The organism is Streptomyces sp. NPDC087901 (assembly GCF_044742205.1).
In the GTDB taxonomy this organism is placed as follows: Bacteria; Actinomycetota; Actinomycetes; order Streptomycetales; family Streptomycetaceae; genus Streptomyces.
Map to the genome: position 1 here is coordinate 1 of NZ_JBIUUC010000033.1, position 23,254 is coordinate 23,254.

General features: G+C 64.7%; 19 protein-coding genes and 8 pseudogenes. 14 read left to right on the forward strand and 13 right to left on the reverse strand.

The window, feature by feature from the left end; all coding sequences use genetic code 11:
- Window positions 1–194 (reverse strand): hypothetical protein (locus ACIOEW_RS40195; protein ID WP_401970416.1); only part of this gene is annotated, 194 nt, incomplete at its 3' end.
- Between the two features lie 645 nt (window positions 195–839).
- Between ACIOEW_RS40195 and ACIOEW_RS40200 the strand changes: the two genes are divergently transcribed.
- Window positions 840–1,373: a WhiB family transcriptional regulator gene (locus ACIOEW_RS40200; RefSeq protein ID WP_401970442.1), complete on the forward strand. Its 534-nt coding sequence runs from the start codon at window positions 840–842 to the stop codon at window positions 1,371–1,373.
- Window positions 1,374–1,522: 149 nt separating this feature from the next.
- Here ACIOEW_RS40200 and ACIOEW_RS40205 read toward each other — a convergent pair.
- Window positions 1,523–2,703: pseudogene (locus ACIOEW_RS40205) on the reverse strand (IS110 family transposase).
- A 253-nt stretch (window positions 2,704–2,956) separates the two neighbouring features.
- On the opposite strand from ACIOEW_RS40205, the gene ACIOEW_RS40210 reads away from it, so the two are divergent.
- Entirely contained in the window at window positions 2,957–3,364 is a 408-nt protein-coding gene (locus ACIOEW_RS40210) for a hypothetical protein (protein ID WP_123471936.1), read from the forward strand.
- Between the two features lie 8 nt (window positions 3,365–3,372).
- On the opposite strand, the gene ACIOEW_RS40215 is transcribed toward ACIOEW_RS40210, so the two are convergent.
- From ACIOEW_RS40215 to ACIOEW_RS40230, 4 genes and pseudogenes are all read right to left on the reverse strand, one after another.
- Window positions 3,373–3,696, reverse strand: a complete 324-nt coding sequence (locus ACIOEW_RS40215; protein WP_401970418.1) for a hypothetical protein — start codon at window positions 3,694–3,696, stop codon at window positions 3,373–3,375.
- A gap of 69 nt (window positions 3,697–3,765) precedes the next feature.
- A complete protein-coding gene (locus ACIOEW_RS40220) occupies window positions 3,766–4,614 on the reverse strand; it encodes an IS5 family transposase (RefSeq protein WP_401970419.1) in 849 nt (282 codons plus the stop codon).
- Window positions 4,615–4,930: 316 nt separating this feature from the next.
- Window positions 4,931–5,149 (reverse strand): annotated as a pseudogene (locus tag ACIOEW_RS40225) (transposase family protein); the annotation flags it as partial.
- 594 nt (window positions 5,150–5,743) lie between these two features.
- On the reverse strand, window positions 5,744–6,154 hold the full coding sequence (locus ACIOEW_RS40230; RefSeq protein ID WP_401970421.1) for a hypothetical protein: 411 nt from the start codon (window positions 6,152–6,154) through the stop codon (window positions 5,744–5,746).
- A 240-nt stretch (window positions 6,155–6,394) separates the two neighbouring features.
- On the opposite strand from ACIOEW_RS40230, the pseudogene ACIOEW_RS40235 reads away from it, so the two are divergent.
- Window positions 6,395–6,657 (forward strand): annotated as a pseudogene (locus tag ACIOEW_RS40235) (IS110 family transposase); the annotation flags it as partial.
- A 433-nt stretch (window positions 6,658–7,090) separates the two neighbouring features.
- Here ACIOEW_RS40235 and ACIOEW_RS40240 read toward each other — a convergent pair.
- The 4 genes and pseudogenes from ACIOEW_RS40240 to ACIOEW_RS40255 form a co-directional block, all read right to left on the reverse strand.
- Window positions 7,091–8,134, reverse strand: coding sequence for an IS3 family transposase (locus ACIOEW_RS40240; protein ID WP_401970423.1), 1,044 nt, complete (start codon window positions 8,132–8,134; stop codon window positions 7,091–7,093).
- Window positions 8,020–9,031, reverse strand: a pseudogene (locus tag ACIOEW_RS40245) (IS3 family transposase). The gene ACIOEW_RS40240 and the pseudogene ACIOEW_RS40245 overlap by 115 nt, the downstream one beginning before the upstream one ends.
- Before the next feature lie 57 nt (window positions 9,032–9,088).
- Window positions 9,089–9,376 carry a hypothetical protein gene (locus tag ACIOEW_RS40250; protein ID WP_401970424.1) on the reverse strand — a complete coding sequence of 96 codons (288 nt, stop codon included), beginning with the start codon at window positions 9,374–9,376 and terminating at the stop codon, window positions 9,089–9,091.
- Between the two features lie 70 nt (window positions 9,377–9,446).
- Window positions 9,447–9,959 (reverse strand): annotated as a pseudogene (locus ACIOEW_RS40255) (transposase); the annotation flags it as partial.
- A gap of 319 nt (window positions 9,960–10,278) precedes the next feature.
- Between ACIOEW_RS40255 and ACIOEW_RS40260 the strand changes: the two are divergent.
- On the forward strand, window positions 10,279–10,869 hold the full coding sequence (locus ACIOEW_RS40260) for a WhiB family transcriptional regulator (protein ID WP_401970443.1): 591 nt from the start codon (window positions 10,279–10,281) through the stop codon (window positions 10,867–10,869).
- Window positions 10,870–11,087: 218 nt separating this feature from the next.
- On the opposite strand, the gene ACIOEW_RS40265 is transcribed toward ACIOEW_RS40260, so the two are convergent.
- Entirely contained in the window at window positions 11,088–11,288 is a 201-nt protein-coding gene (locus ACIOEW_RS40265; protein ID WP_401970426.1) for a hypothetical protein, read from the reverse strand.
- Window positions 11,289–11,538: 250 nt separating this feature from the next.
- Between ACIOEW_RS40265 and ACIOEW_RS40270 the strand changes: the two genes are divergently transcribed.
- From ACIOEW_RS40270 to ACIOEW_RS40305, 8 genes and pseudogenes are all read left to right on the forward strand, one after another.
- Window positions 11,539–12,300: a DeoR/GlpR family DNA-binding transcription regulator gene (locus ACIOEW_RS40270; protein ID WP_401970427.1), complete on the forward strand. Its 762-nt coding sequence runs from the start codon at window positions 11,539–11,541 to the stop codon at window positions 12,298–12,300.
- Between the two features lie 61 nt (window positions 12,301–12,361).
- Complete coding sequence (locus ACIOEW_RS40275) at window positions 12,362–13,744, forward strand: ABC transporter substrate-binding protein (protein ID WP_401970430.1); 1,383 nt, start codon at window positions 12,362–12,364, stop codon at window positions 13,742–13,744.
- Entirely contained in the window at window positions 13,741–14,709 is a 969-nt protein-coding gene (locus tag ACIOEW_RS40280) for a carbohydrate ABC transporter permease (protein ID WP_401970432.1), read from the forward strand. Before ACIOEW_RS40275 ends, ACIOEW_RS40280 begins: the two co-directional genes overlap by 4 nt.
- A 113-nt stretch (window positions 14,710–14,822) precedes the next feature.
- The gene (locus tag ACIOEW_RS40285; protein ID WP_401970446.1) at window positions 14,823–15,626 is read left to right on the forward strand and encodes a carbohydrate ABC transporter permease; all 804 of its coding nucleotides are present in this window, start codon (window positions 14,823–14,825) and stop codon (window positions 15,624–15,626) included.
- Window positions 15,623–16,615: a zinc-dependent alcohol dehydrogenase family protein gene (locus tag ACIOEW_RS40290; protein ID WP_401970434.1), complete on the forward strand. Its 993-nt coding sequence runs from the start codon at window positions 15,623–15,625 to the stop codon at window positions 16,613–16,615. Before ACIOEW_RS40285 ends, ACIOEW_RS40290 begins: the two co-directional genes overlap by 4 nt.
- Window positions 16,612–17,622 carry a PfkB family carbohydrate kinase gene (locus ACIOEW_RS40295; protein ID WP_401970437.1) on the forward strand — a complete coding sequence of 337 codons (1,011 nt, stop codon included), beginning with the start codon at window positions 16,612–16,614 and terminating at the stop codon, window positions 17,620–17,622. The genes ACIOEW_RS40290 and ACIOEW_RS40295 overlap by 4 nt, the downstream gene beginning before the upstream one ends.
- A 766-nt stretch (window positions 17,623–18,388) precedes the next feature.
- Window positions 18,389–19,774 carry a phage/plasmid primase, P4 family gene (locus ACIOEW_RS40300; RefSeq protein ID WP_401970448.1) on the forward strand — a complete coding sequence of 462 codons (1,386 nt, stop codon included), beginning with the start codon at window positions 18,389–18,391 and terminating at the stop codon, window positions 19,772–19,774.
- Window positions 19,771–20,179 (forward strand): annotated as a pseudogene (locus ACIOEW_RS40305) (DUF6009 family protein). The gene ACIOEW_RS40300 and the pseudogene ACIOEW_RS40305 overlap by 4 nt, the downstream one beginning before the upstream one ends.
- Before the next feature lie 408 nt (window positions 20,180–20,587).
- Here ACIOEW_RS40305 and ACIOEW_RS40310 read toward each other — a convergent pair.
- Window positions 20,588–21,412: pseudogene (locus ACIOEW_RS40310) on the reverse strand (IS5 family transposase).
- Window positions 21,413–21,634: 222 nt separating this feature from the next.
- Here ACIOEW_RS40310 and ACIOEW_RS40315 point away from each other — a divergent pair.
- The gene (locus ACIOEW_RS40315) at window positions 21,635–22,018 is read left to right on the forward strand and encodes a peptidase inhibitor family I36 protein (protein WP_401970438.1); all 384 of its coding nucleotides are present in this window, start codon (window positions 21,635–21,637) and stop codon (window positions 22,016–22,018) included.
- Between the two features lie 255 nt (window positions 22,019–22,273).
- On the opposite strand, the pseudogene ACIOEW_RS40320 reads toward ACIOEW_RS40315, so the two are convergent.
- Window positions 22,274–22,525: pseudogene (locus ACIOEW_RS40320) on the reverse strand (IS5/IS1182 family transposase); the annotation flags it as partial.
- A gap of 549 nt (window positions 22,526–23,074) precedes the next feature.
- Here ACIOEW_RS40320 and ACIOEW_RS40325 point away from each other — a divergent pair.
- On the forward strand, window positions 23,075–23,254 hold a 180-nt coding region (locus ACIOEW_RS40325; protein WP_401970440.1), incomplete at its 3' end, for a transposase.

Genomic DNA, 23,254 nt, shown 5'->3' on the forward strand with positions numbered 1-23,254 from the left:
GGCCGGCTGACCCCCGTCGAATTCGAGATAGTCATGACCACACCGGCTCTCCAGGCCGCGTGACTGAACCTGTCACCCAAAACTGCATCAGACCCAGTCAGCTTGTTTTGGTAAGGGCCAGTGACGGTGGTTTCCGTCGCATGAGCCTGGGCAGGCACGAGGCCCAAAGCCAGTCCGGTTTCGCTGGCTGCCACGACTGACAGCTTGGCCCGCCGCCTGATGCCATTCGGCCTGTAGACCCGTCCGAACACCCCGCACACTCCAGAGTCCGGGCGGGTCGAGCCCGACAATCACGTTTTACTCAAGCATTGACGGGCGGTACGGAGCACGGGTTCACCTCGGCTAGTGGGGGTCTAGCGTGACCTCAGGCACTCGATGCTGACGCTGCGGAGGTTGTGGTCTTGGTAGAAATTTCCCCCGGCAGCTCCAGAATCTCTGGCTGGCCGCCTGCTGCGCCCGGCCCCGTACCTCCTGCCGGCATACCCCGCGCAGCAAGCCGCCTTCTGCTTCCTGACTAGGCATCTCGCGAAGCGTGAGGCCCGCCCCTCTGCCGTCCGAGGAAAGGCAACCCGCCCACGAAGCCACCTCATCGGAGGTTGCCACCATGCGCAATAGCACAGTCACGCCGCACACCGCGGATTAGAGGGTCAATTCGAAGAGCGTGAACCACCCCTGGTCCCGGCGCGTATTGACAATAGCCAACCGTTTCCCGACATCGCCTCTGGTTGGTGTCCGGATCCACAGGGGCCGTATGAACCACTTGTTGGGTTTTTTTTGACCGTGTCGGATGTCCGACTTCCGCTCCAGCACGATGAGGTGACTCAATGGAACAGGACCGCATGAAGTCTGTCCAAACCAGCAACGCACGTGACCGAGTATCTACACGTACCGCGCCTGGAGAATCGACCGAGCCCCTCTGTGTCGGATCGGACCCGTCCAAATTCTTCCCTGACGGCTTGGGTCCTGCTCTCGACTCGCAAGTGGCGGCAGCAAAGCAAGTGTGCTCCGTTTGCCCCTTTCGACTCAACTGCCTGGCGAACGCGATCAGATTTAATGCCGAGGAGGGGATTTGGGCGGGATTCACTCCGCGAGAGCGGAGGCGCCTGAGCTCTCGAGCGAAGAGCCTTGCAAGGTTCGACCGCCACTTGATCGAGAGAGTTGCGGCGGGTCATATAGTCGACGTCGACAGGCAAGACCGGTCGACGGTAGTCATGGGCCTGCACCGTCAGGGCTGGGACATTCCTCGCATAGCGAGGGCTATGGAACTCACTCCCATCGCGGTGCAGTTGAACCTGCAGACCGAACTCGAACTCGAGTTCTTTCTCCATGCACATGAACGGTCGAAACTGATGACTGCAGAGTGTCCAATATAGATAAGATGATCGGCCTTCCGTTAGGATCCCTGCCGCGGTCGCCCGCATCCACTCCCCGGACTTCGCGTCGCAGGCAACCGCGCCACGCGGGGCAACGTGAACCAGATGCGCGGTAGCCGCTGTAGCACAGTGATTCCTAATGCGGTCTGTCAAGCCGCGAGTGGGGTGGGTGGCAGAGGTTGGTAGGTCCGTCCGTCGCGGAGGAGTGCCCAGAGGACGTTCACGCGGCGGCGGGCGAGTGCGAGGACGGCCTGGATGTGACGCTTGCCTTCAGCGCGCTTGCGTTCGTAAAACCGGCGGGAGTCCTCGCAGTGGCGATGCTGAACAAGGCGGAGATGTAGAAGACGCGTTGGAGTCTGCGGTTGTAGCGCCGCGGCCGTCGAAGGTTGCCGCTGATCTTGCCGGAGTCACGGGGAACAGGTGCGACGCCGGCGAGGCGGTCAGCGGTACCGAAGGCGGTCATGTCGCCGCCGGTCGCGGCCAGGAACTCGGCGCCGAGGATGATGCCCAGACCGGGCATGCTGGTGATCACCTCGAAGTCGCGGTGTTCGCGAAACCGGGCCTCGATCGCCTTGTCGATCTCGGCGACCTGCCGGTTGAGAGCCATCACCTCCGCTGCCAGGATGTGCACCATCTGGGTGGTGAGCTTCTCTCCGGGCAAGCTGGTGTGCTGGCGGCCGGCAGCGTCCAGAGCTGTCTCGGCGAGCCGGTCGGCTCGCAGGACCTTGCGGTTGCGGAGCCAGGACTCGAGCCGCTTCTTGCCGGCCCGGCGCAGGGCGGCCGGGGTCTGGTAGCCGCTCAGCAGCATGAGCGGGCCGGTATTGGTGAGGTCCAGGGCCCGCTCCAAAACGGGGAAGATGCCGGTGAGCTGAGCGCGAAGACGGTTGACCGTGCGGGTGCGGTCGGCGACCAGGTCCGCGCGACGCCCTGTGAGGATCTTGAGGTCCGTGACGGTTTCGTCGCCGGTGCGTAAGGGGTGCAGGTCCCGTCGGATGCGCACCTGGTCGGCGATGACAGCGGCGTCCTTGGCGTCGGTCTTGCCCTCGCCGCGGTAGCTCTCGGAGGCGCGGTGGATAGCCCGGCCGGAGATGTAGTGCACCGGCTGGTCGTGGTTGACGAGGATGGCGATGGCCAGGGCGGCGCCGCCGTCGGCCAGATCGATACCCCACGTCACCCTCTCGCCCAGGGCCAGGACGTCGCCGAGGAGCTCGAGGAGATCGGGCTCGTCGTTGGCGGCGCGCCGGGACAACAGCCGGCGGCCTTCCTCGTTGATCGCAACACAGTGATGATGGGTCTTCCCTGCGTCGATGCCAGCCCAGATCAATGTCATGTGATGCCTCCGTGCGGTGTGGTGCTGGTGCCTGCCACGGACGACCTCGCTGTCGATTCCCTACTCAGCGATCATTCGCAATTCCTAATTGGCAGCCGAGTCGTCGTGGGGCACCGGGCGGCCAATCACTGAGCTGTTTCAGAGGGCGGTTTGAGAGGTTTTGACCGCGACTTGCCCTGAAGGGTACTCCGCAGGGGTTGCTTCAAGGTGCTGTCCGTTGCTGTTCGCTGGGGCAACGGGCGATAATCGGCCTGTGGACTGGTTGGAGCGAGCTCGAGCTGCGGAGCAACTTCAGGATTGGGACGCAGCGATCGCGCTGGTAAGCGCCCATGCCGAGTGCTTCTCCGATGATCCGGACAGGCACGACAATCATCTGTGGCACATGGATCTGTTGGTCCGAGCGGAACGGATTCCAGAACTTACGGAGCTCGCCCTCAGGGATCGCCACGCACTTCGGAGACTCAACAGGTCGCTTCGGGAGCGAGGTATGGAGTCCGCGCTGCGCGAGCGCGCCGAAGACGGTGACCGTGACGCCCTGTACGTCCTTGTCCGGCTGATGTGCGAGACGGAGCGAATGCATGAAGCCCTGAAGGTGATCCAAGACATCGACCCGGAGAACAAGTACGCACACCAGATTGTGGCCAGTGATTGCTGGCCATAGGTGTCCGGCTATGGCCTTCTCGCGAAGATGCCGGTGTCGACCTCGGTGAGGATGTCGAGCTTGACCAGGCGTTTCAGCTTGGCGCGGGTGCCTTCGACGTTCTTCGGCAGCAGCTCGTGGCCGAGGGCTTGGCAGACGTCCCTCGCCCGTTGTGGTCCGGTCGCGTGGTTGAAGGCGTCGAGGATGCGGGGGTAGTCCGGGTTCGGGCAGGTCCGGTGGGGCAGCGGGAAGCCGGTCGGCGAGGCTGGTGACGGTGGTGCGGGTGATCGAGAGATGCTCCAGATGGGTCTCGGCCTCCCGCAGCCGGTTCTGCAGGCCGTCGATCTGTTCACGGAGGTCGCCGGCCAGAACCCGGGCAGCTTGTTCCTGCAGTTCCAGGGCTTCGAGCAAGGGCTGGATGTTCATGCTGCGACCGCCTGTGCCTCGCGCCAGGTGGGGGTGTTCGTGCCGGTGAGCCGGCGGGTCATGACGTGGGTCATGGCCCAGTAGACGCGTGAGGCGGAGGAGGAGGGATGGTGCTCGTAGTCGCGGACCAGGCGCCGGTGCAGTATCAAGGTTCCGTAGGTCTGCTCGACCCTCCAACGCTTCGGCTGCGGCACGAATCCCTTGATCTGCGGGTCGCGGGCGACGATCTCGACGTCGATGCCCAGGCCGGCGCCGTGCGCGACGACCTGATTCTTGAAGCCCTGGTCGACGAGAGCTTTGCGGACTGTTCCGCCGGTCTGTTCGGCGACCTGGTCCAGCAGGGCGATGCCCGCCGCGTTGTCGTGGGTGTTCGCGGCCAGGACGACGACCGCGATGACCAGTCCGAGGACATCCACCGGCAATCCCCGCTTGCGGCCGGGCACCCGCTTGGCCGGGTCATGGCCGCTCGTGTCGGCGGGGACCCCGGCGGCCACATGGACACTCTGCGTGTCCAGAACCACCAGGGCCGGGTCCTCTAATCGCCGGGCGCGTTCGCGGACCTGGCAGCGCAGGAGTTCGTGGATGACATGGTCGGTCCCGTCGTCCCGCCATGCGGCGAAGTAGTAGTAGGTCGCGCTCTTCTGCGGCAGGTCATGCGGTAGGTAGGCCCACTGGCAGCCGGTTCGTCCCTGGTACACGATCGCGTTCACGATCTCTCGCATGTCGTAGGCACCCTGATGCCCGCTGACCGACCGATGCCGGCCCTTCCACGCGGTGATCACCGGCTCGATCAACGACCACTGCTCGTCCGATAAGTCACTCGGATACAGCTTGCGTTCACTCACCTGGTCACATCACCAGATCAACGACCGTGGGTCGGCAGGTTCCGCCCCACCACCACACCATCAGGCGACAGCAAAACCCCTCAAAGACTAACGAACCGCCCACTTACAACTCCGGGGTCAACGAGGGCCGCATCACCGACGTCAAGCTGCAGAAGCGACTCATGGCCGGACGTGCTGGCGTCTTCCTTCTCCGCCACCGCGTCGTCATGATCGCCCACCTCCGCCGACGTTATGCAAGCCAGCCGACTGTGTCACCGAGATGATCTCCGCCTACAAAAATCTTGCCAGAGCCACATACGCGAGTACGCCGACAGCGTATGTAGCGGAAGGCGGTCGCGATCCCGATACCGAACCCAGTGGCGAGCTGGGCGTAGGTGTCACCACACCGCAGGTGGGCGAGGCCGAGCAGGGCCTGGCGCCCTGGTGCCAATCGTCGCCACCGCGCGCCGATCTCCTGCCGTCGGGAAGAGAGATGTCCGGCCAGATATCGCAAGGTGCGACTGGACAGGTCGATCGACGACGGGTAGACAAGCACGCGAGGCTCCTGGCAGCACGGTGGATCTTGGTCGTGACACCGTCCACCAGGAGCTTCTTCGTTGTGCAGGAGCGTCCAACTCGTGACCACTACCAACAGGTTGGAAAAGGCTCACTACATGGGGCTCACGCACTGGGTGTTCCGGCGGTGGCAGACCGACGAAACGTGGTCCACGCATCCACGAGAAGTTGCAGGTCAAGGCAGATGCTGGCGGGATCAACGAGTGGGAAATCGCGGTCATTCCCCGTTTGCCGGGCCCACCCGCACGCCGCCGGGCCCGCAAAGAGACTGACGATCCAGGCCCGGACAAACGGCCTTGCGGCCGGACGACTACGGCCTGGAAACCCATGCTTACGCTCGAGGTGTTTGCCGTTGCATCTGCGGGATGGGACGCCAACCAGGCCCTAGGTTCGCGCCGGCTACCTACTGCTCAGGCCGTGCTCACGGTGGTCGTTGGGACCACCGTGAGAGCCCCCAACCAGTCAGAAGGAAGCGCGGTGCTTCCTTTCATGGGCCGTCGGCCGTGCCTGCGTGTGCTGCCCAAGCCCTCAGAACTCGCTATCCGCCGACGTTCGCCCCACCTGCGCTCACATGTCACTGCTCGCGGATTTCGGTCGCAGCGCCGTCGACGATCTCCACTTCAGCCATCGTCTTACCGGTCTTCGCGGCCTGCTCCAGCTCCTCGACCGTGCACTTGCCGGCAACCTGACCTGCCGGATCACCGCAGATCTCGCCGGCACCCCAGATCTCAGTGTCCTCAGCGATCCAGAAGGGACGGCTGCCCACAACAAGCTTGCCGGGCGCCATGTAGGTCAGAACACCTGTGACCGTGCCATCCTCACGGCTGCCCGGCTGCTCCGAGGCAGCGCCGACGACAGCCTCCTGGGTGGGCTTGACCGAGGCCGGACCGGGCTCCTGGGCAGAGGGGTTACACGCCGTGAGCAGCGTTCCGCCAGCGATGAGCACGGCGATTCCGGCGAATTTGCGGGCATGGTTCATCAGCATGTTCGGGTGCCCTTCGGGGGTTGTTCGGTGATGTCACTTAGGCAAACGGCCTTTTTGGAACACCGGTTCACTGAGGAGGTCACTGTTGCAGGCCCATGGCGGACCGAACCGCTACGGAACATAGGCGGGCTGCTACATCCCGAAGCGGTGTTGCGGTGGAACAGCCCTTCTTGGCCCCGTGGTGGCCGCAGGCTTCCACCGATCAGGTTCTCGAGACCACCCGCGTATTGGCCCTAGTCCCGTGACTCCGGCAAGATCAGCGGCAACCTTCGACGGCCGCGGCGCTACAACCGCAGACTCCAACGCGTCTTCTACATCTCCGCCTTGTTCAGCATCGCCACTGCGAGGACTCCCGCCGGTTTTACGAACGCAAGCGCGCTGAAGGCAAGCGTCACATCCAGGCCGTCCTCGCACTCGCCCGCCGCCGCGTGAACGTCCTCTGGGCACTCCTCCGCGACGGACGGACCTACCAACCTGTGCCACCCACCCCACTCGCGGCTTGACAGACCGCATAGGAATCACTGTTTTCCACATCGATGTGCGGTTGGCGGGTGCGGCTTGACCTCGCAGAGTCTGGTCGTGGTTGCAGTGGCGTGCGGCCCAGTACGGACATGTCCCGACTGAGCCGCGCCCGTGCCCACCGCGTGCACTCCGTATGAACAGTGAACCTGCGTGTCTGCGCCACCGTTAAAGTAGGTGTCGGACCGTCAATCCCCGGACACCGGCAGCCATCAGCCCGGCGGCGCGACACAATCGCCCGTCGGGCTGAATCGCATCCTGTAGCGAACTTCCCTGGGCAGGAACAAGGGTTCGCCACTTGTTCCTGAGCAGTGAGCGGAACTGAGACCCTGTCCAACATGGTCACCTGGCTGTTGTGTTCGCCATGGGGAGTGGACAGGTGGGGATGGGGCCTTGACCCCGAATCCTGAACACGGGTTATGCGGCTTGTGCCAGCGTAGTTGGTGTGTAGTGGAAGGTGTTTTCGAAGGCGATCGGTGATCGTTGTCCGAGGCGGGAGTGTCGGCGTCGGGTGTTGTAGCGGTTCAGCCATCGGAAGGCGTCGAGTCGGGCCTCGCGCTCGGTTGGCCAGCTCTTTCGTCCTTGCAGGGTCTCGCGTTTGAAAGTCGCATTGAAGGACTCGGCGAGAGCGTTGTCCGCACTGGACCCGACCGCGCTCATGCTCCGTCGGACCCCTGCTGACCTGCAGGCTTCGGCGAAGGCCCTGCTCGTGTACTGGGCTCCGTGGTCGGTGTGCATGGTCGATCCGGCGAGGCTGCCGCGGGTGCGGATCGCCGCCGCCAGCGCGTCGGTCACCAGGTCCGCGCGCATGTGGCCGGCGATCGCCCAGCCGGCCAGACGCCGCGAGGCGAGGTCGATGACGGTCGCCAGGTAGCAGAACTTCCCGCCCTCGATGGGCAGGTAGGTGATGTCGCCGACGTACTTCGTGTTCGGCTTGTCCGCGGTGAAGTCGCGGCCGATCAGGTCCGGCGCCTTGGCCGCGGCCGGGTCGGGAACGGTGGTGCGGTGCCGGCGGCGCAACCGGAGCCCCTCGAGCCCCGACGCCCGCATGATCCTGGCGACTCGCTTGTGGTTGACCGCCTGACCGTTCTCCTCGCGGAGCTCGGCGGTGATCCTCGGGGCTCCGTAAGTGCCGTCCGATTCCTGGTGCACGGCCCGTATCCGGGCGGCCAGGCGGGCGTCGGCCGCCTGTCTGGCGGCCCGGTCCGTGGCCGTTCGGCGCCAGTAGTAGAAGCTTGAGCGGCTGATGCCGAGGATGCTGCAGAGCCGCTTCACGCCGTAACGGCGCTGGAGGTCAGCGACGCACTGGAAGCGGTTGGGCCTTGACCCCGCATCCTGAACACGGGTTATGCGGCTGGTGCCAGCGTAGTTGGTGTGAGGCGGAAGGTGTTTTCGAAGGTGATCGGTGATCGTTGTCCGAGGAGGGAGTGTCGGCGTCGGGTGTTGTAGCGATTGAGCCATCGGAAGGCCTCGAGTCGGGCCTGGTGCTTGTCCGGCCAGCTGTTTCGTCCTTGGAGGGTCTCGCGTTTGAAGGTCGCGTTGAAGGACTCGGCGAGTGCGTTGTCAGCGCTTGACCCGACCGCGCTCATGCTCCGCCGCGCCCCTGCTGCCCCGCAGGCTTCGGCGAAAGCTCTGCTCGTGTACTGGGCTCCGGTGTGCATGATCGATCCGGCGAGGCTTCCGCGGGTGCGGATCGCCGCAGCCAGGGCATCGGTGACGAGGTCCGCGCGCATGTGGCCGGCGATCGCCCATCCGTCCAGGCGGCGCGATGCGAGGTCGATGACGGTCGCCAGGTAGCAGAACTTCCCGCCGTCGGTGGGCAGGTAGGTGATGTCGCCGACGAACTTCATGTTCGGCTCGCCCGCAGTGAAGTCGCGGCCAATCAGGTCCGGCGCCTTGGCCGCGGCCGGGTCGGCGACGGTGGTGCGGTGCCGACGGCGCAACCGGACTCCTTCGATCCCGGACGCCCGCATGAGTCTGGCAACCCGCTTGTGGTTGACCGCCTCACCACCCGTCTCGCGAAGCTCGGCGGTGATTTTCGGGGCTCCGTAGGTGCCGTCCGAGTCCTGGTGCGCGGCCCGTATCCGGACGGTGAGCCTCGTGTCGGCTGCCTGCCGGGCGGCCCGATCCGTGGCTGTCCGGCGCCAGTAGTAGAAACAGCGGGGTCGGAGGCTGGGCCGGTTCCTGCGCCCGGCGACCGCGGGGGCGACTCGCTCCGGCTGCCCTCACCCAGTTCCGCAGGGTCTCCGGATTGTTCCCCAGATCGGCGGCGACCGACCTGATCGTCGCCTCGGGCCGCGACTCGTACAGCGCGACCGCGTCCGCCTTGAACTCCGGCGGGTAGTTCTTCATGACCACGAGATGTCCGTCCTCAGATCCTCAGGATCCAGTGTCTCGCGTGTCCAACATCAGAGGTCAAGGCCCGACGTTCTCTGCCGGGGCGACGAGGTAACCGTTGCCGACGTCCGCCCAAGTTTCATTGCCGATGCTGTGATAGAAGGTGACCAGGTCAGCAGGAGCGAGGCTCACTTCGGTAAGCATGCGAGCTGCGGCCTGGTCGTCGTGGGCGGCCGGCCGAACCTCGTTGGCGCCCGGGGGAAAGCCGTGTCGGCGCTCGAGATCGTCAATCATTGTCTTCAGCGGCTCTGAGACCCTGGTGATCCACAAGGCTATCCAGGCGGGCGGAAGCGAACGGTCACTCATGAGAGCGGAACATGACATGAGTCGCCGGCATCCACGGGGTGACTAGCAATCTGGCTGTTCGAGGTCAGCGCTACGCCCTGAGTTGACGGTGGGTGATGACGCAGCAGGCGAGTTTGAGTATGGCTATGTGGATGTCTGCTCGTCGTTCCCGGCGGATGCGGAGGCGTTTGAAGCTGCGGACCCAGGCGAAGCTGCGTTCGACGGCCCAGCGGTAGGTGCCCAGCCCTGTGCTGTGGAGGGTGCCGCGGCGCGCGATGGCCGGCAAGATGCGGAATTGTCGCACCTGGTCACGCTGGATGGCGTGGTCGTACCCGCAGTCAGCGAATAGTGAACCCGGCTTGCGTCGTGGGGGTCCGATCCGGCCCTTGATGGGCGGGATGGCGTCGATCACCGGGAGTGACGTCGTTGCCGTTGCCGCAGGTGAGGACCACGCGGCGAGCAGGGTGCCGTGTCTGTCGGTGTTCAGGTGGTGTTTCGATCCGGTTCGGTCACGACCGACCGGGTTCGGTCCCGTCTTGCTCCCCCCATTTGCTGCCGCGTTGAGCTCGGCCAGCAGCACTTCATGCAGCTGCTGCCAGACGCCGACGCGGAGGCATTAGAAGGGTCGAGCATGCCAACGCGAGCCTCCTCCGGACGATGCGATTGCTGTCGTCACGTCATTGTTCGACACGTGTCGGTTCGCTGTGAATACGACTGAACCGGCAACGTTTCCTCCTCGTATGACTCAACAGAGCAGGGCAGAACTACGGACCTCGAGAGGCACACGGATGAGCCATATACAGAGAGTGACACTTCATGGCCTGCGCGCTGACAGGGCTGACAGGGCTGACAGTTTTGCCCTCGTATTCGTCAGGCCGATCACTCCACTGCCAGAAGGCTGACCCATGCCCAACAGAAACCAGATGTCTATCCCTCCGTTCCTGACCAGGCTGAACTCACGGGTGCCTTGCACCGAGCAGCCCAACCTCTTTCATCCGCCCGACGACGGTTACAACGATCTGGGACCTCGTGGACGCGAACGGACCGACAGGGCGATCGCCTTGTGCGGCAGATGTGAGGCCATGCCCATCTGCCGCGAATGGGCCCGGAAGCAGGGCGAGTTCGGTATATGGGGGGCCGAGACGGACGCGGAGCGGACCGCCGCAGGACATCCGTCAAGAGTTCACGGCATTCCTATGGGCAGCCGGGCGACCGTGACCGCGGACAAGACAGCGAGGACGGACCAGCACGCAAGGGAGCAGCGGCCGGATTCGGCTCTCGCTGCCCCGGCCCCGCTGGTGCCGCCACGCCTCACCCCGACGGAACGGTCGGTGCTGCTCGCGCTGTGCGAGGGCGTCGACGCTGCAGATCTCCGTGCCGAGTTGGCGCGCAGCCAGACAGTAGTGATGCGGGCCCTCGTCGGATTGCAACGAAAACTGGGAAGCGACTTGGCTGGCCTCCCGGGCGTTGCGCGCAAGACCGGGCTCCTTTCACCGCGCAGGCCGGCGGCGTAGGTCACCAACCCGAGCCGGGTAGCCCGCTGCTATGCGCAGCTGCCTGAGGTACCGCCTACTCCTTTCCCTGGCTCAAGCATTTGCTGGGTGACACTGCCAACAATGCAAATTGGCTGACGACGCGATGCGGGTGGTTGCGGCTGCGGACGGACACCACTTCGACGCCTTCATTGGCGAAATCTCTGGGTGGGCCCGAAGACTGGGTCTACTTCGTGGACCTACTGCGGGTCGCACGGCGGGAGACGTATCGCGAGCTGTGGTTCCTTCGGCATGGCGAGGACTCTGCCGGCGACACGCTCGACTCGGCGGCCTCGCTTCCTCCTCCGCAGCAGGTCGAGCAACGCGATCGCCAGCTCCTGCGCCGCGGTGACGTTGTCAAGGCGCGTCACCCGTACAGCTCTGAGCGCAGGTCCACGCACGTCCTCCTCCTCGGGCGAGGCATTCGAGTGGAACAGGCAACATGTGGGCACAACTGGGCCTCGCTCGGGCAGCGACTCTCACCGCGCAACGCGGCATTCGTTGCCTGACCAGCAAACTTACCTGTTTGGGAACGGACTACATCGGGCGCGATCGCCTTCAAAACGTACCTGTTCTGGCGACTCCCCACCTTGTACAAACGATCCATGGGCTGAATCGGGCAAAGTTTCCGGGCGATAGAGGGGGTGTGAAGTGGATCTCAACCAGCGTCGACGACAGCTCCTCGAGCTCGCCCGGAGCGCGAGTGGCATCGAAGTCATGGCGGTTGCTGCAGACTTGAAGGTTACCCAGGAGACAATCCGTCGCGATCTTCGCGCGATGGAGGAACAGGGACTGGTCCGCCGGACACACGGTGGGGCTCACGCCGTGGAGAGCTCCAACTTCGAGACGACCCTGGCCAGCCGCACCACCCGCAACGTTGCGCAGAAGAACCGAATTGCCACCGCGGCCGCCGGCCTGCTAGGTGGGGCGGAGACCGTGTTCATCGACGAGGGGTATACCCCTCTGCTGATTGCCGCGGCGCTGCCCCGCAATCGGAGCCTGACCGTGGTGACCAATTCCCTGAGCGTGGCTCACACCTTGGCCGACGCGGAGAAGATGACTGTCCTGCTGCTCGGCGGCCGCGTGCGTACCGCCACCCTGGCCACCGTCGACAACTGGGCCTCGCGGATGCTGGCCGGGTTGGTCATCGACCTCGCCTATATCGGTGCCAACGGCATCTCCCGTGAGCACGGCCTCACCACCCCCGATCCTGCGGTGAGCGAGGTCAAGGCCCAGGCGGTACGCGGGTCCAGACGGCGGGTTTTCGCGGGAGTGCACACCAAATTTGGCGCCGTCACCTTCTGCCGCTTCGCCGACGTCCGGGACGTGGAGTCCATCGTGACCGACACCGGACTGCCGGCAGCCGAGGCCCAGCGGTACTCCCTGTTGGGCCCAACCGTCATCCGGGCGTGAATTCATCCTCCTCGAGCCCGAAGCAACATGCAACTCACGGTTTCATCCACTAGGAGATGTCATGTCCGAGAAGTCGAGCGCCACGCGTGTACTCCGTTGCACAACAGTGGCAAGGCGTCTCAGTGCAGCAGCCGTCGCGGGCGCATTGCTGGCCGCGTGCAGCGGGGCAGGCGGCAGCACCGCCTCGGGCGGGGACGACACTCTGCGCGTCCTGATGGTGAACAATCCTCAGATGGTCGAGCTGCAGAAGCTGACTGCGGCCAACTTCACCAAGAGCACCGGGATCAGGGTGGACTTCACGGTCCTCCCCGAAAACGACGCGCGCGACAAGATTAGTCAGGATTTCTCTAACCAGGCCGGGCAGTACGACGTCGCCACCATCAGCAACTACGAGGTTCCTATCTTCGCGAAGAACCAGTGGTTGCACCCGCTTGACGCGTACATCGCGAAGGATTCTTCCTTTGACCAGAGCGACATTCTCAAACCGCTGAGAAAGTCACTCACGGCTACAGACGGCAAGATCTACGGCGAACCCTTCTACGGTGAGTCCTCGTTCTTGATGTACCGCAAAGACGTCTTCGCCGAGAAGAAATTGACGATGCCTGAACGCCCGACCTGGCAGCAGGTCGCTGACCTAGCTGCCAAAGCGGATGGAGCGAAAGCGGGCATGAAGGGCATCTGTCTGCGCGGGCTGCCCGGCTGGGGAGAGGTCATCGCTCCGCTCACCACCGTTGTCAACACGATGGGCGGCACCTGGTTCACCGAGGGCTGGCGGGCAAAGCTCACCTCGCCCGAGTTCACCAAGGCGACCAAGTTCTACGTGGACCTGGTCCGCAAACACGGGCAGGCGGGCGCGGCGCAGTCCGGCTACGCAGAGTGCCTCAACAACCTCACGCAGGGCAAGTCGGCCATGTGGTACGACGCCACGGCAGCGGCTGGCTCCCTGGAGGCCAAGGACTCCCCGGTGAAGGGAAAGATCGGCTACGTGCAAGCGCCGGTCGACAAGACCAGCAACTCCGGCTGGCTCTACACCTGGGCCTGGGGTGTGCAGAAGGCGTCCACTCACTCCGACATGGCCTGGAAGTTCATCTCCTGGGCATCGAGCAAGAAGTACGAGGAGCTTGTTGGTGAGAGCGTCGGCTGGTCCAACGTACCTGCAGGAAAGCGAACGTCCACGTATGACAACCCCGATTACGTGCGGGCGTCGAAGGCATTCTCAGCCGTCACCCTGAGCGCGATCGGTGGGTCTGACCCAGAGAACCCGGGCACACAGCCCCGTCCCACACTCGGTATTCAGTTCGTCGGTATTCCCGAGTTCACTGACCTAGGCACCAAGGTCTCCCAGGAGATCAGCGCCGCCATCGCCGGGCGCCAGTCCGTCGACGAGGCCCTGAAGAAGTCCCAGGTTCTGGCGGAGAAGGTCGCGAAGGACTATCGGAAGTGACCGCTACCCTGAGCGCACGACCCGACGCGAGCAGAACCGCACGCCGTAGCACATCCGACGGGGGGAAGAGCGGACAGCGCGCTTGGGCGACTCGCGCACCCCTGCTGCCCGCCCTGATCTTCCTGGTCACTGTCACGCAACTTCCGTTCGTGGCAACGCTGGTCATCTCTCTCCTGGATTGGAACTCGCTGGCTCCAGACGCTCGCCGCTTCACGTGGTTCGGTAACTACACATCTGTCGCCGCCGATCCCGCGCTGCGCGAGTCGGTCCTGACAACAGTTGTGCTCACCGCCTCGGTGGTCCTCACCAGCGTCGTGCTGGGGCTGATGCTGGCACTGCTCCTGGAGAGGACTTTCACGGGCAGGGGTTTCGTACGCACCCTGCTGATCACGCCGTTCCTGATCGTGCCGGTCTCGGCCGCGCTGCTGTGGAAGCACGTGCTCTACAACCCGGAGTATGGCCTGCTTAATGGGGCCTGGGCGTGGATAGCAGGACTGTTCGGCGACGACAGTCCCGCCCAGCCCGACTGGATTTCCGGTATGCCACTGATCGCAGTGGAGGCCTCACTGGTGTGGCAGTGGACGCCGTTCATGATGCTGATCTTGCTCGCCGGACTGCAGAGCCAGCCGGCCAACATGCTGGAGGCGGCCCGGCTTGACGGTGCGAGCACCTGGCAGATGTTCCGCTACCTGACCCTTCCTCATCTGCGGCGCTATCTCGAGCTCGGGGTTCTGCTCGGTTCGATCTATATCGTGCAAAACTTCGACGCCGTTTTCACGATCACTGCGGGGGGTCTGGGCAGCGCCAATCTTCCGTACACGATCTACCAGACCTTCTACCAGGCCCATGAGTACGGACTGGCCTCTGCTGCCGGGGTGCTCGTCGTGATCGGCACCATAGTGATAGCGACGTTCGCTCTGCGAGTGGTTTCTTCCCTCTTTAACGGGGAGGCGAAGCAGCAATGACGACCCGTACCGACGGAACGAATCCCGTCGCCGTTTGCATAGAGCAGGTACCCGCCACCAGCAGCATCGTCATCTTCCCTTTCGCCGCCCGCAAAATCAGACGGCGCGGCACGATGCTCGGCGTGCTGGCCTGGCTGGTCGGTATCGCATTCTGTGTTCCGGCGGTGTGGATGATGCTGACCTCGCTGCACTCCGAGCCGGACGCGGCGACGAACCCACCGTCGCTGGCCGCACCGCTCACACTGGCAAACTACCGGGAGTTCTTCGGTGCCGCGGGCGGCGCGAGCCCCTGGCCGTCGCTACTCAACTCGATGACGGCGAGCCTGGTCTCGACGCTCCTGGTGCTGGTCCTGGCGCTCCCGGCGGCGTACGCGCTGTCGGTACGTCCGGTGCGCAAGTGGACGAACGTGATGTTCTTCTTCCTGTCCACCAAGATGCTGCCGGTCGTAGCCAGCCTGCTGCCGGTGTATCTGTTCGCGAAAAACGCCGGGATGCTGGACAACATCTGGCTGCTGGTCATCCTCTACACCTCGATGAATCTGCCGATAGCGGTGTGGATGATGCAGTCCTTCCTCGCCGATGTACCTGTCTCAATCGTTGAGGCCGCCCAAGTCGACGGCGCCCGGCTACCGACCATCCTTGCGCGCATTGTCGCCCCGGTGGCCGGCCCCGGCATCGCCGCCACTGCGCTGATCTGCTTCATCTTCAGCTGGAACGAGATGCTCTTTGCCCGGGTGCTGACCAGCGTCACCGCCCAGACGGCGCCTGTCTTCCTGACCGGTTTCGTTACCAGCCAGGGCCTTTTTCTCGCCCAGCTGTGTGCTGCCTCGGTCGTCGTATCCCTGCCGGTGCTCGCCGCCGGTTTCGCTGCCCAGGACAAGCTGGTCCAGGGCCTTTCTCTTGGAGCCGTCAAATGAGGGCTGCACAGATCGAAGCTCCAGGCAAAGTCTCCGTCGTCACGGTCCCCGACCCGACACCCGGACCACGCGACGTCGTCGTCGACGTCCACGCCTGTGGACTGTGCGGAACCGACCTGCATATTCTCCAGGGCGAGTTCGCACCCACGCTGCCAGTCGTGCCGGGTCATGAGTTCGCGGGCGAGATCGTCGGCATCGGCTCCCAGGTCACCGAACTCGCCGTTGGTGACCGGGTCGCCGTCGACCCCTCCCTCTACTGCCATGAGTGCCGCTACTGCCGTGCGGGCCGCAACAACCTCTGCGAGCGCTGGGCCGCGATCGGTGTCACAGTTGCGGGCGGTGCCGCCGAGTTCGCCGTCGCGCCCGTGGCGAACTGCGTCAAACTGCCTGATCATGTCGACGTGCGCGATGCCGCGCTGATCGAACCGCTGTCATGCGCGGTCCGCGGCTACGACGTCCTGCGCAGCAGGACTCTGGGTGCCGAGGTGCTGATCTACGGCTCGGGAACCATGGGTCTAATGATGCTGGAGCTGGCCAAGCGGGTCGGCGTGGCAAGCGTCGACATCCTGGACGTGAACCCCGAACGACTTGCCACAGCAGAGAAGCTGGGCGCCTCACGGTCGGCACCTGACGCAGACGAACTGGATCGGCCGCAGGGCTGGGATTTCGTGATCGATGCCACGGGCAACGCAGCGGCAATCCAGGACGGTCTCGGCCGGGTCGCGAAGGGGGGCACATTCCTGCAGTTCGGGGTCTCCGACTACTCGACGCGGGCGGTCATCGAGCCGTACCGAATCTACAACCATGAGATTACGATCACTGGGTCGATGGCCGTCCTGCACAGTTTTGAGCGTGCTACTGCACTCTTCGCGACAGGCATCCTCGACCCGGCGGTCTTCATCAGCGACCGCCTGCGGCTGGAGCAGTACCCGCAGGCCATCGAACGGTTCAAGGCTGGCCAGGGCCGCAAGATCGTGGTACAGCCATGAGCGACGCGAGGGCATCGGGCCCGGTACTGGTCATGGGGGAGGCGATCACCGACCTTGTCCCCGATCGTAATGGCCATTTGCACCCGCACCCCGGGGGCGCACCCGCCAACGTCGCGGCAGGACTCGCACGCCTGGGGGTACATACTGCGTTCGCGGGGGCGCTGGGCAACGACGAATTCTCCCTGGCCCACGAAGATCGACTCGCCGCCGTCGGCGTAAACCTCGAACTCTCCAGACGCTCCACCCGCCCCACAGCACTGGCCGTGGCGAGCCAAACACCGAACGGGACGCGGTACGACTTCCACCTCCACGACACCGCGACGTTCCGGCTGGCACCTCTGGTCGAGGGGTTGGAACGCTTTCAGGCCGTGTATGTCGGCGGTCTGGCAGCCATCGTGCCCCCGGCCGCCGACGCGGTGGCCGAGACCGCCTGCGCGGCGGCCGATACCACGCTGCTGGTCGTGGACCCCCATGTGCGCGAGGACCGCACTGTGGACCCGGCGACGGGACGGTCCCGTCTACGGGACTTGTGCATGCTGGCCCACGTGGTGAAGGCCAGCGACGAGGACGTGCAGAAGCTGTGGCCGGAGAGTATGCCGGATGACAGGTGTCGGCGGCTGGCAGACGATGGGCGCCTTGTCGTTCTGACCCGAGGTATGCATGGCAGCACGGCCTTCCTGCCATCGGGCGTCCAGATCTCCGTGCCCGCGGCTCCGGTGACGTTGGTCAACACCATAGGCGGGGGAGATGCGTTCATGGCGGGGCTGCTCGCCGGGCTCGTAGCACGCACAGCTGTGGCAAGTCGGCAGTCAGTCGACATCACAGCCGCCCAGGCTCGTAGCCTGCTGGAAGGGGGAGCGCGAGCGGCTGCGTTGGTGTGCGCGCAGATGGGGCCTGGCACTTCGCCCCGCGCCCTCGGCGCGAACCCCAGTAAGAACGGTCCTGGCGATTCATGGTTCGCCGCCCGCACAACGCAGGGCGAGGACTCGTTAGTCGAATATCTCTAGCCCGGACACCTCAACCATTGCGGAGAGTTTGGACACCTCATTCGGATGGAGGTGTCAAAGCTGGAGGTCGGCTCCGACCCCAGCAGGCGGATCTGCGCCCGCCAGGGAGACGTGATCGCCTTCACTGCGGTCGCCTATGCCTCTCTGGACCCTCGGCCACGCTCCCCCACCGCAGCGCACCTGGTGCCTTGTCGGCGCGCCGCCCTGGCGACCCCGGCGCCCCTTCGAAGAAGTTCGCCGTTCATCTTTGCTCAACACCGATGTTGAGTCGCTTCGGTCGCTGAAAGGAATCACAATGCCTCTTGACCTGGGGATATTCAGCAGCGACTCAGCAAACCACCCAGCGGCTGCCGCAGATGCAGTCCAGCTCGTGAGGCAGCCGGGCACCCCACTGTGGTGCGCAGAACAAGTCTGGCCGGGGGTCTGACCCCGTGGTTCAGGACGCCGGCCGCCAACTACACCAACTGCCTGGGGACCCACAGCCACCGGAACGGCCCGTGCGTCACAGCCGGCCGCTGGCGCCAGGCTTCCGCAGGGCCACAGTGGTCAGTTTGCAACGCGGCCTCGCCTCCCAGGCGGCCCCGCAGATCGCCTGGTCTGGGATGAACGCGCTTACCCGGCAGCTGCTCGACCTGGGAGACCGTAAGTGAGTGACGCATTTGTTCCCCAAGAGGGGCTGTTCGACCTGAGCGACGTGGTTCGACAAATCACGCTGCCAGACTCCTCCGGCAGCGTAACGACCCAGAGGCGGGGCGCCTCAACTGCGATGTCCGGACGCCCCGTCGAGAACGGGTTGCTCCCGAACAGCTTGAGCGACCGCGGCATCGCAAAGTTGTTCGTGAACCTGTATGGGCGTAACTTCCGGTATGTCCCGGGCCTGGGCTGGTATCAGTGGTCGGGTTACCGGTGGAAAATCGACGAAAACGACAGCGTCATCTGGGCGGCTGGCGAGATGGTCGAGGCTTTCGCCGGAACACACGGTGACACGTCGTTGCGCCGACACCGCTGGCGGGCCCTGTCCACGCAGGGTATGAGGGCCATGCTGATGCAGGCGAGAGCGGCGCCGGGCATGGCCCTGAACGCCTCACTGCTCGACGCCGATCCGTTCGCCCTGTGTACCCCGGAGGGCATAGTCGATCTCACCACCGGAATGCTGACGGCACCGGATCCGGAGAAGCACTACCATTCGCGGGCAACCAGCGTCGCCGCCCGGCCGATGGCCACCCCTCGTTGGCAGCAATTCCTCACGGACACCTTCGGTGACGACACCGCCGGCTACGAGATGATCGACTTCCTGCAAGAGCTGCTGGGATACTCCATCACCGGCGATGTCGGCGCGCAGATTATGCCGTTTCTCCATGGACACGGCAAGAACGGCAAGTCCGTCCTCCTTGATGTGCTGATGAAGTTGTTGGGCGACTACGCTGACGCGGCCCCTCCCGGCTTCCTCACGGCCCGCCCCTACGAGGGTCATCCCACCGACCTCGCCGAGCTGCACGGCCGACGCGTCATCGTGTGCTCCGAGGTGAAACCGGGTGACAAGTTCGACGAGGCTCGGGTCAAACTCCTGACCGGTGGGGACCGCATCAAAGCCCGCCGAATGCGGCAGGACTTCTTCAGCTTCGCCCCCACCCACAAACTCTGGCTACTGGGCAACCACCTACCCGAAGTCGGCACCGGAGGCTACGCGTTCTGGCGCCGCATGAAACTCATACCCTTCGAGCGGATCGTGGCCGACGACCGCACGATCGACAACCTCGCCGATGCGCTGGTCACGGAGGAGGGCCCCGGCATCCTGCACTGGCTGATCACCGGCGCCCGCCGATACCTGGCCGGCCCTCGTGATCTCACCGGCCCCCAACAGGTCCGCGCCGCCACGACCGCGTACGCCGAGACCGAGGACCACACAGGACGCTTCCTGAGCGAATACTGCACTCTGGAGCCGAAAGTGCGCTCTGCCCAGAGGCAGCTGTACAACAACTACACAGTTTGGTGTCAACAGGAGGGCTCCGATCCCGTCTCCTCCAGGGCATTCACCTCTCGAGTACGGGAGACTGTGGGGATCGCTACGTCGAGGGACATGTCTCTTACCAACCAGCGAAAGTTCTACCCCGGTATCGCACTCAACGCTGAAGCGAGAGAAACCCTATGAGCGCTCTCATCGGGCCAGACCAGATCGCCCACGAGGGCATTCTGGTCTGGATGGAGGACACCAGCACCCTGGACTACGTGCGTGCGTCAGAGCCTGGACCGTCTCCCCACCCGCCGTGGAAAGCCCGCCTACCACCGCAACGGCCGCGTGATCGGCTATGCCCTTCTGCACACCAGCGCACGTTCCTCCCGCGCCTCGGGGACGTTTCTGCGCCGCGTGTTCTGGCTACTCCCCCACGATCGCGACGGCCAGCCAGACGGTCTCTACGCGTCCGGCTCCCCCTCCGAGGCTGTCGACCCGCGCACCATTGCCCCCCGCGTCAAGGGTTACAAGACCCAGCGGTCAGAGTGGGGCCAGGGATCCGAGTCAATGCGCGAGCTCGGCATCATCCATCCCAAGGCCTGACTGCATGAGCAGTGCCTCAGAGGATGCACGTCCAAGCGACTCGTGCGGCTCCCCCCACGGGATCTACCTCGGCACCGCCACCCTCGCAGGCTCCTGCTCTACGCGGGGGTGCGAGGGCCCACGTATGGCAACGCCCAACTCAGGCGAACACCCAGCCCGCAGGCAAGCGAGGTCTCCATGCCAGTGCCGCCTACTGCTCCCGCACGGAAACTCCGCGGTGCGCTGGGCGTAGGAGCTGACCAGCCGGCTCGGGCCCAGATTCGGGCACGCCGACTTCAGCGATCCACCGTAAGCCCTTGAACTCGTCCGGGGCGACCGCCACCTGCGGACTGGTCGACTCAACAGACCAGGCAAATAGGGCGTCTTGTTTGGCTGCCGTTCCCGCGACCATTCGAGGCCCCGACACGGTCACCTACGGGACCAGATCAAAATGGCAGCGAGGTGCAGGGCGGCCTGATAGGCGACTGCGAGTTTGTCCGTCCGCATTGCGAGGCCGCGCCACTGCTTGAGTCGGGCGATGCACCGCTCAACAGCATTGCGCTCCTTGTATGTCTCAGTGTCGAAGCCGGGTGGGCGACCTCCGGCGCGGCCTCGGCGCAGTCGGTGGCCGATCTGGTCCGCAGGCTGCGGGATGACGGCACGGACGCCGCGTCGACGGAGGTGGCCACGGATTGCACGGGAGGAGTAGGCGCGATCTGCAAGGACGATCGCTGGACGGGTTCTTGGCCTGCCGAGTCCCCTTCGCGGAACCCGAATTCCGGCCATGACGGCCTCGAATGCTGGCGCATCACCGACCTGGCCAGCCGTGACATGGATGGAGAGAGGCCGCGCCTGGCTGTCACTGGCCAGGTGGATCTTCGTGCTCAAGCCACCGCGGGAGCGTCCGAGCGCGTGATCCTCCGGCTCAGACCGGCCGGGAGCCCTCTTTTTCTCGCTCCGGCCGAGTGCTGGTGAGCCCGGCAGACGGTGGAGTCCACGGAGACTTTCCAGCCCACATCATCGTCAGCATCCGCCACGGCAAGGACCGCCGCGAGGATCCGTTCCCATGTGCCATCCACGGCCCACCTGATCAGGCGTTTGTGCGTGGTTTGAAAGGGCCCGAGCTCGTCAGGCAAGTCGCGCCACGGCGAGCAGGTGCGGTACTTCCACGCAATGGCCTCAAGGGTGCGGCGGTGGTCAGCCCACCGTCGTCCACGGCCACATCGCATCAGTGATTACTAATCGGGCAGACACATCCGATCAACTGATCAGTCCGTCAAAGAGACACGCTCTAGGCGCGCCGCCCTCGCAGGCCGAGGTCGACCGGCAGCGGCTGCGGCAGCAGGTGTTGTCCACATCACGTGAACTCGATCGTGAAGGTGTGCGTTGGACAGGCAGGCGCACACACCCACTTCGGCTTCCGAGCAGTCGCCACGTCGGCCAGCAACGTATGAGAGCCCGCATCAAGGAGACGGTATGAACGTTAAGCGAATCGCAACAACAGCAGGCGCAGTCCTACTGGCCGCTGCTAGCTGCATGACAGTCGGCTCCTCAACCGCCTCAGCTGCCGCAGGGGACTGCCCAACTGCCAAGTTCTGTCTGTGGGAGAACGCCAACTACAGCGGATTTCTGGGCTATTCGGAGTACAGCCAGAGCAGTCTGGGCTATCTCCAGTCGAAGGTCTCTTCCGTGAAGAACAACACCGCATACACCGTCCTGATCTGCGTGCCGGATCCAGGCGCTGAGTGCCTTGCCATCCAGGCTGGCAAGTCCGAAGGCGACCTCAGAAGCGTAGTTCGCAATGGCGTCTCCCTAGGTGACTTCGACAACAAGGTGACGACCTTCACCGTCCGTCGGTAGATCGCCTCATCCGTCCATCCAGTGATCGCGTTCGCGCAGGATCCGCCTGGCGCGCTTGCGGTTGACCCGCCATCTGATCGTTTCAAAATGACGTACGGAGTCGTCTCGAACATCCGCACGACTCCAGGTAGGGCATGACTCGATAGGTCGCCGAGGACACTTTCCGCCTGGCTACATCAGGTCAAACGGCTCCGCAGCCGATGTGAGACGCGCGCCGAACTGCACCTCGCCCCCTGTTCAAATCGGTTGCGGCCTGTCGTAGCCACGATCGGCGCACAGCCGCCGAGGCCGGTGGCACGGTCGGCCGCAGAGGCCGCGGATCACGGAGGGTATGGCCTGCAAGCAGAGGCATGGCCTGAGTGACGTTGTGGCGGTTTCGCTGTCCAGGGAGACGGCGGGCGGATTGCCATGCCGGAAGCTAATGGGCTTTCTGCCGGGACGGGATCGGTCGACCGGCAAAGGTCCGGTCCCAGCCCGCTTGAATGCCCTGGTGTGTGAGCCGTCAAGCAACGGCCGCGCCGGCGGACGGCCAGGGTGCTGGCGCCGCCGAGACGGACGAACCGGAAACAACGGGCGATACTTCCGGTCATCCCTGGTGGGTCTTCAACCACGTCCTCCTAATTCCGTCCGCCCGTCCAACGACGAGGCCGCCGGGGGCTGCCGGAACATCCTGGAGAAGAGGATGACCTGCGAGAAGGCGGGGCTCACGAAAGCGGTCGAGGCGCGGCGCGGAGCTCTGCCATCCGCTCCCTCAACCGGCTCGCCACGCCGGTGACCGCCCGGCAACTTGTGGTCGTCGAAAAGAAAGGACGACGGGTATCAGTGCTACGCGTTCGAGCACCCGGTGCTCAGGAGACAGATCAGCGTTCAGAAGGGGTGAATCAGCCATCCTGGCCGGTCACGCCCATGGCCACGGATGGTCACCAGATCATGCGCAGTGAAGCTCACAAGGTCCCGCGGGGGTGTTGGGACGCCCGCCATCGGGGCGCGGGCTTCGCGAGGTCCTGTTTCTCGGATCCCCTGACTTGGGCGGGGTGTTGGGGCCAGGCTGGCTGTGTGGGCCGTGGGGATCTGACGAATGCGGAGTGGGATCGACTGGAGTCGTTCTTGCCTCCTGGTGGTGCGCGCGGAGGTAGGTGGGGTGATCACCGGCGGGTGATCAACGGGGTTCTCTACCGGGTGCGGACCGGTGTGCAGTGGCGGGATCTGCCGGAGCGGTTCGGGCCGTGGGAGACG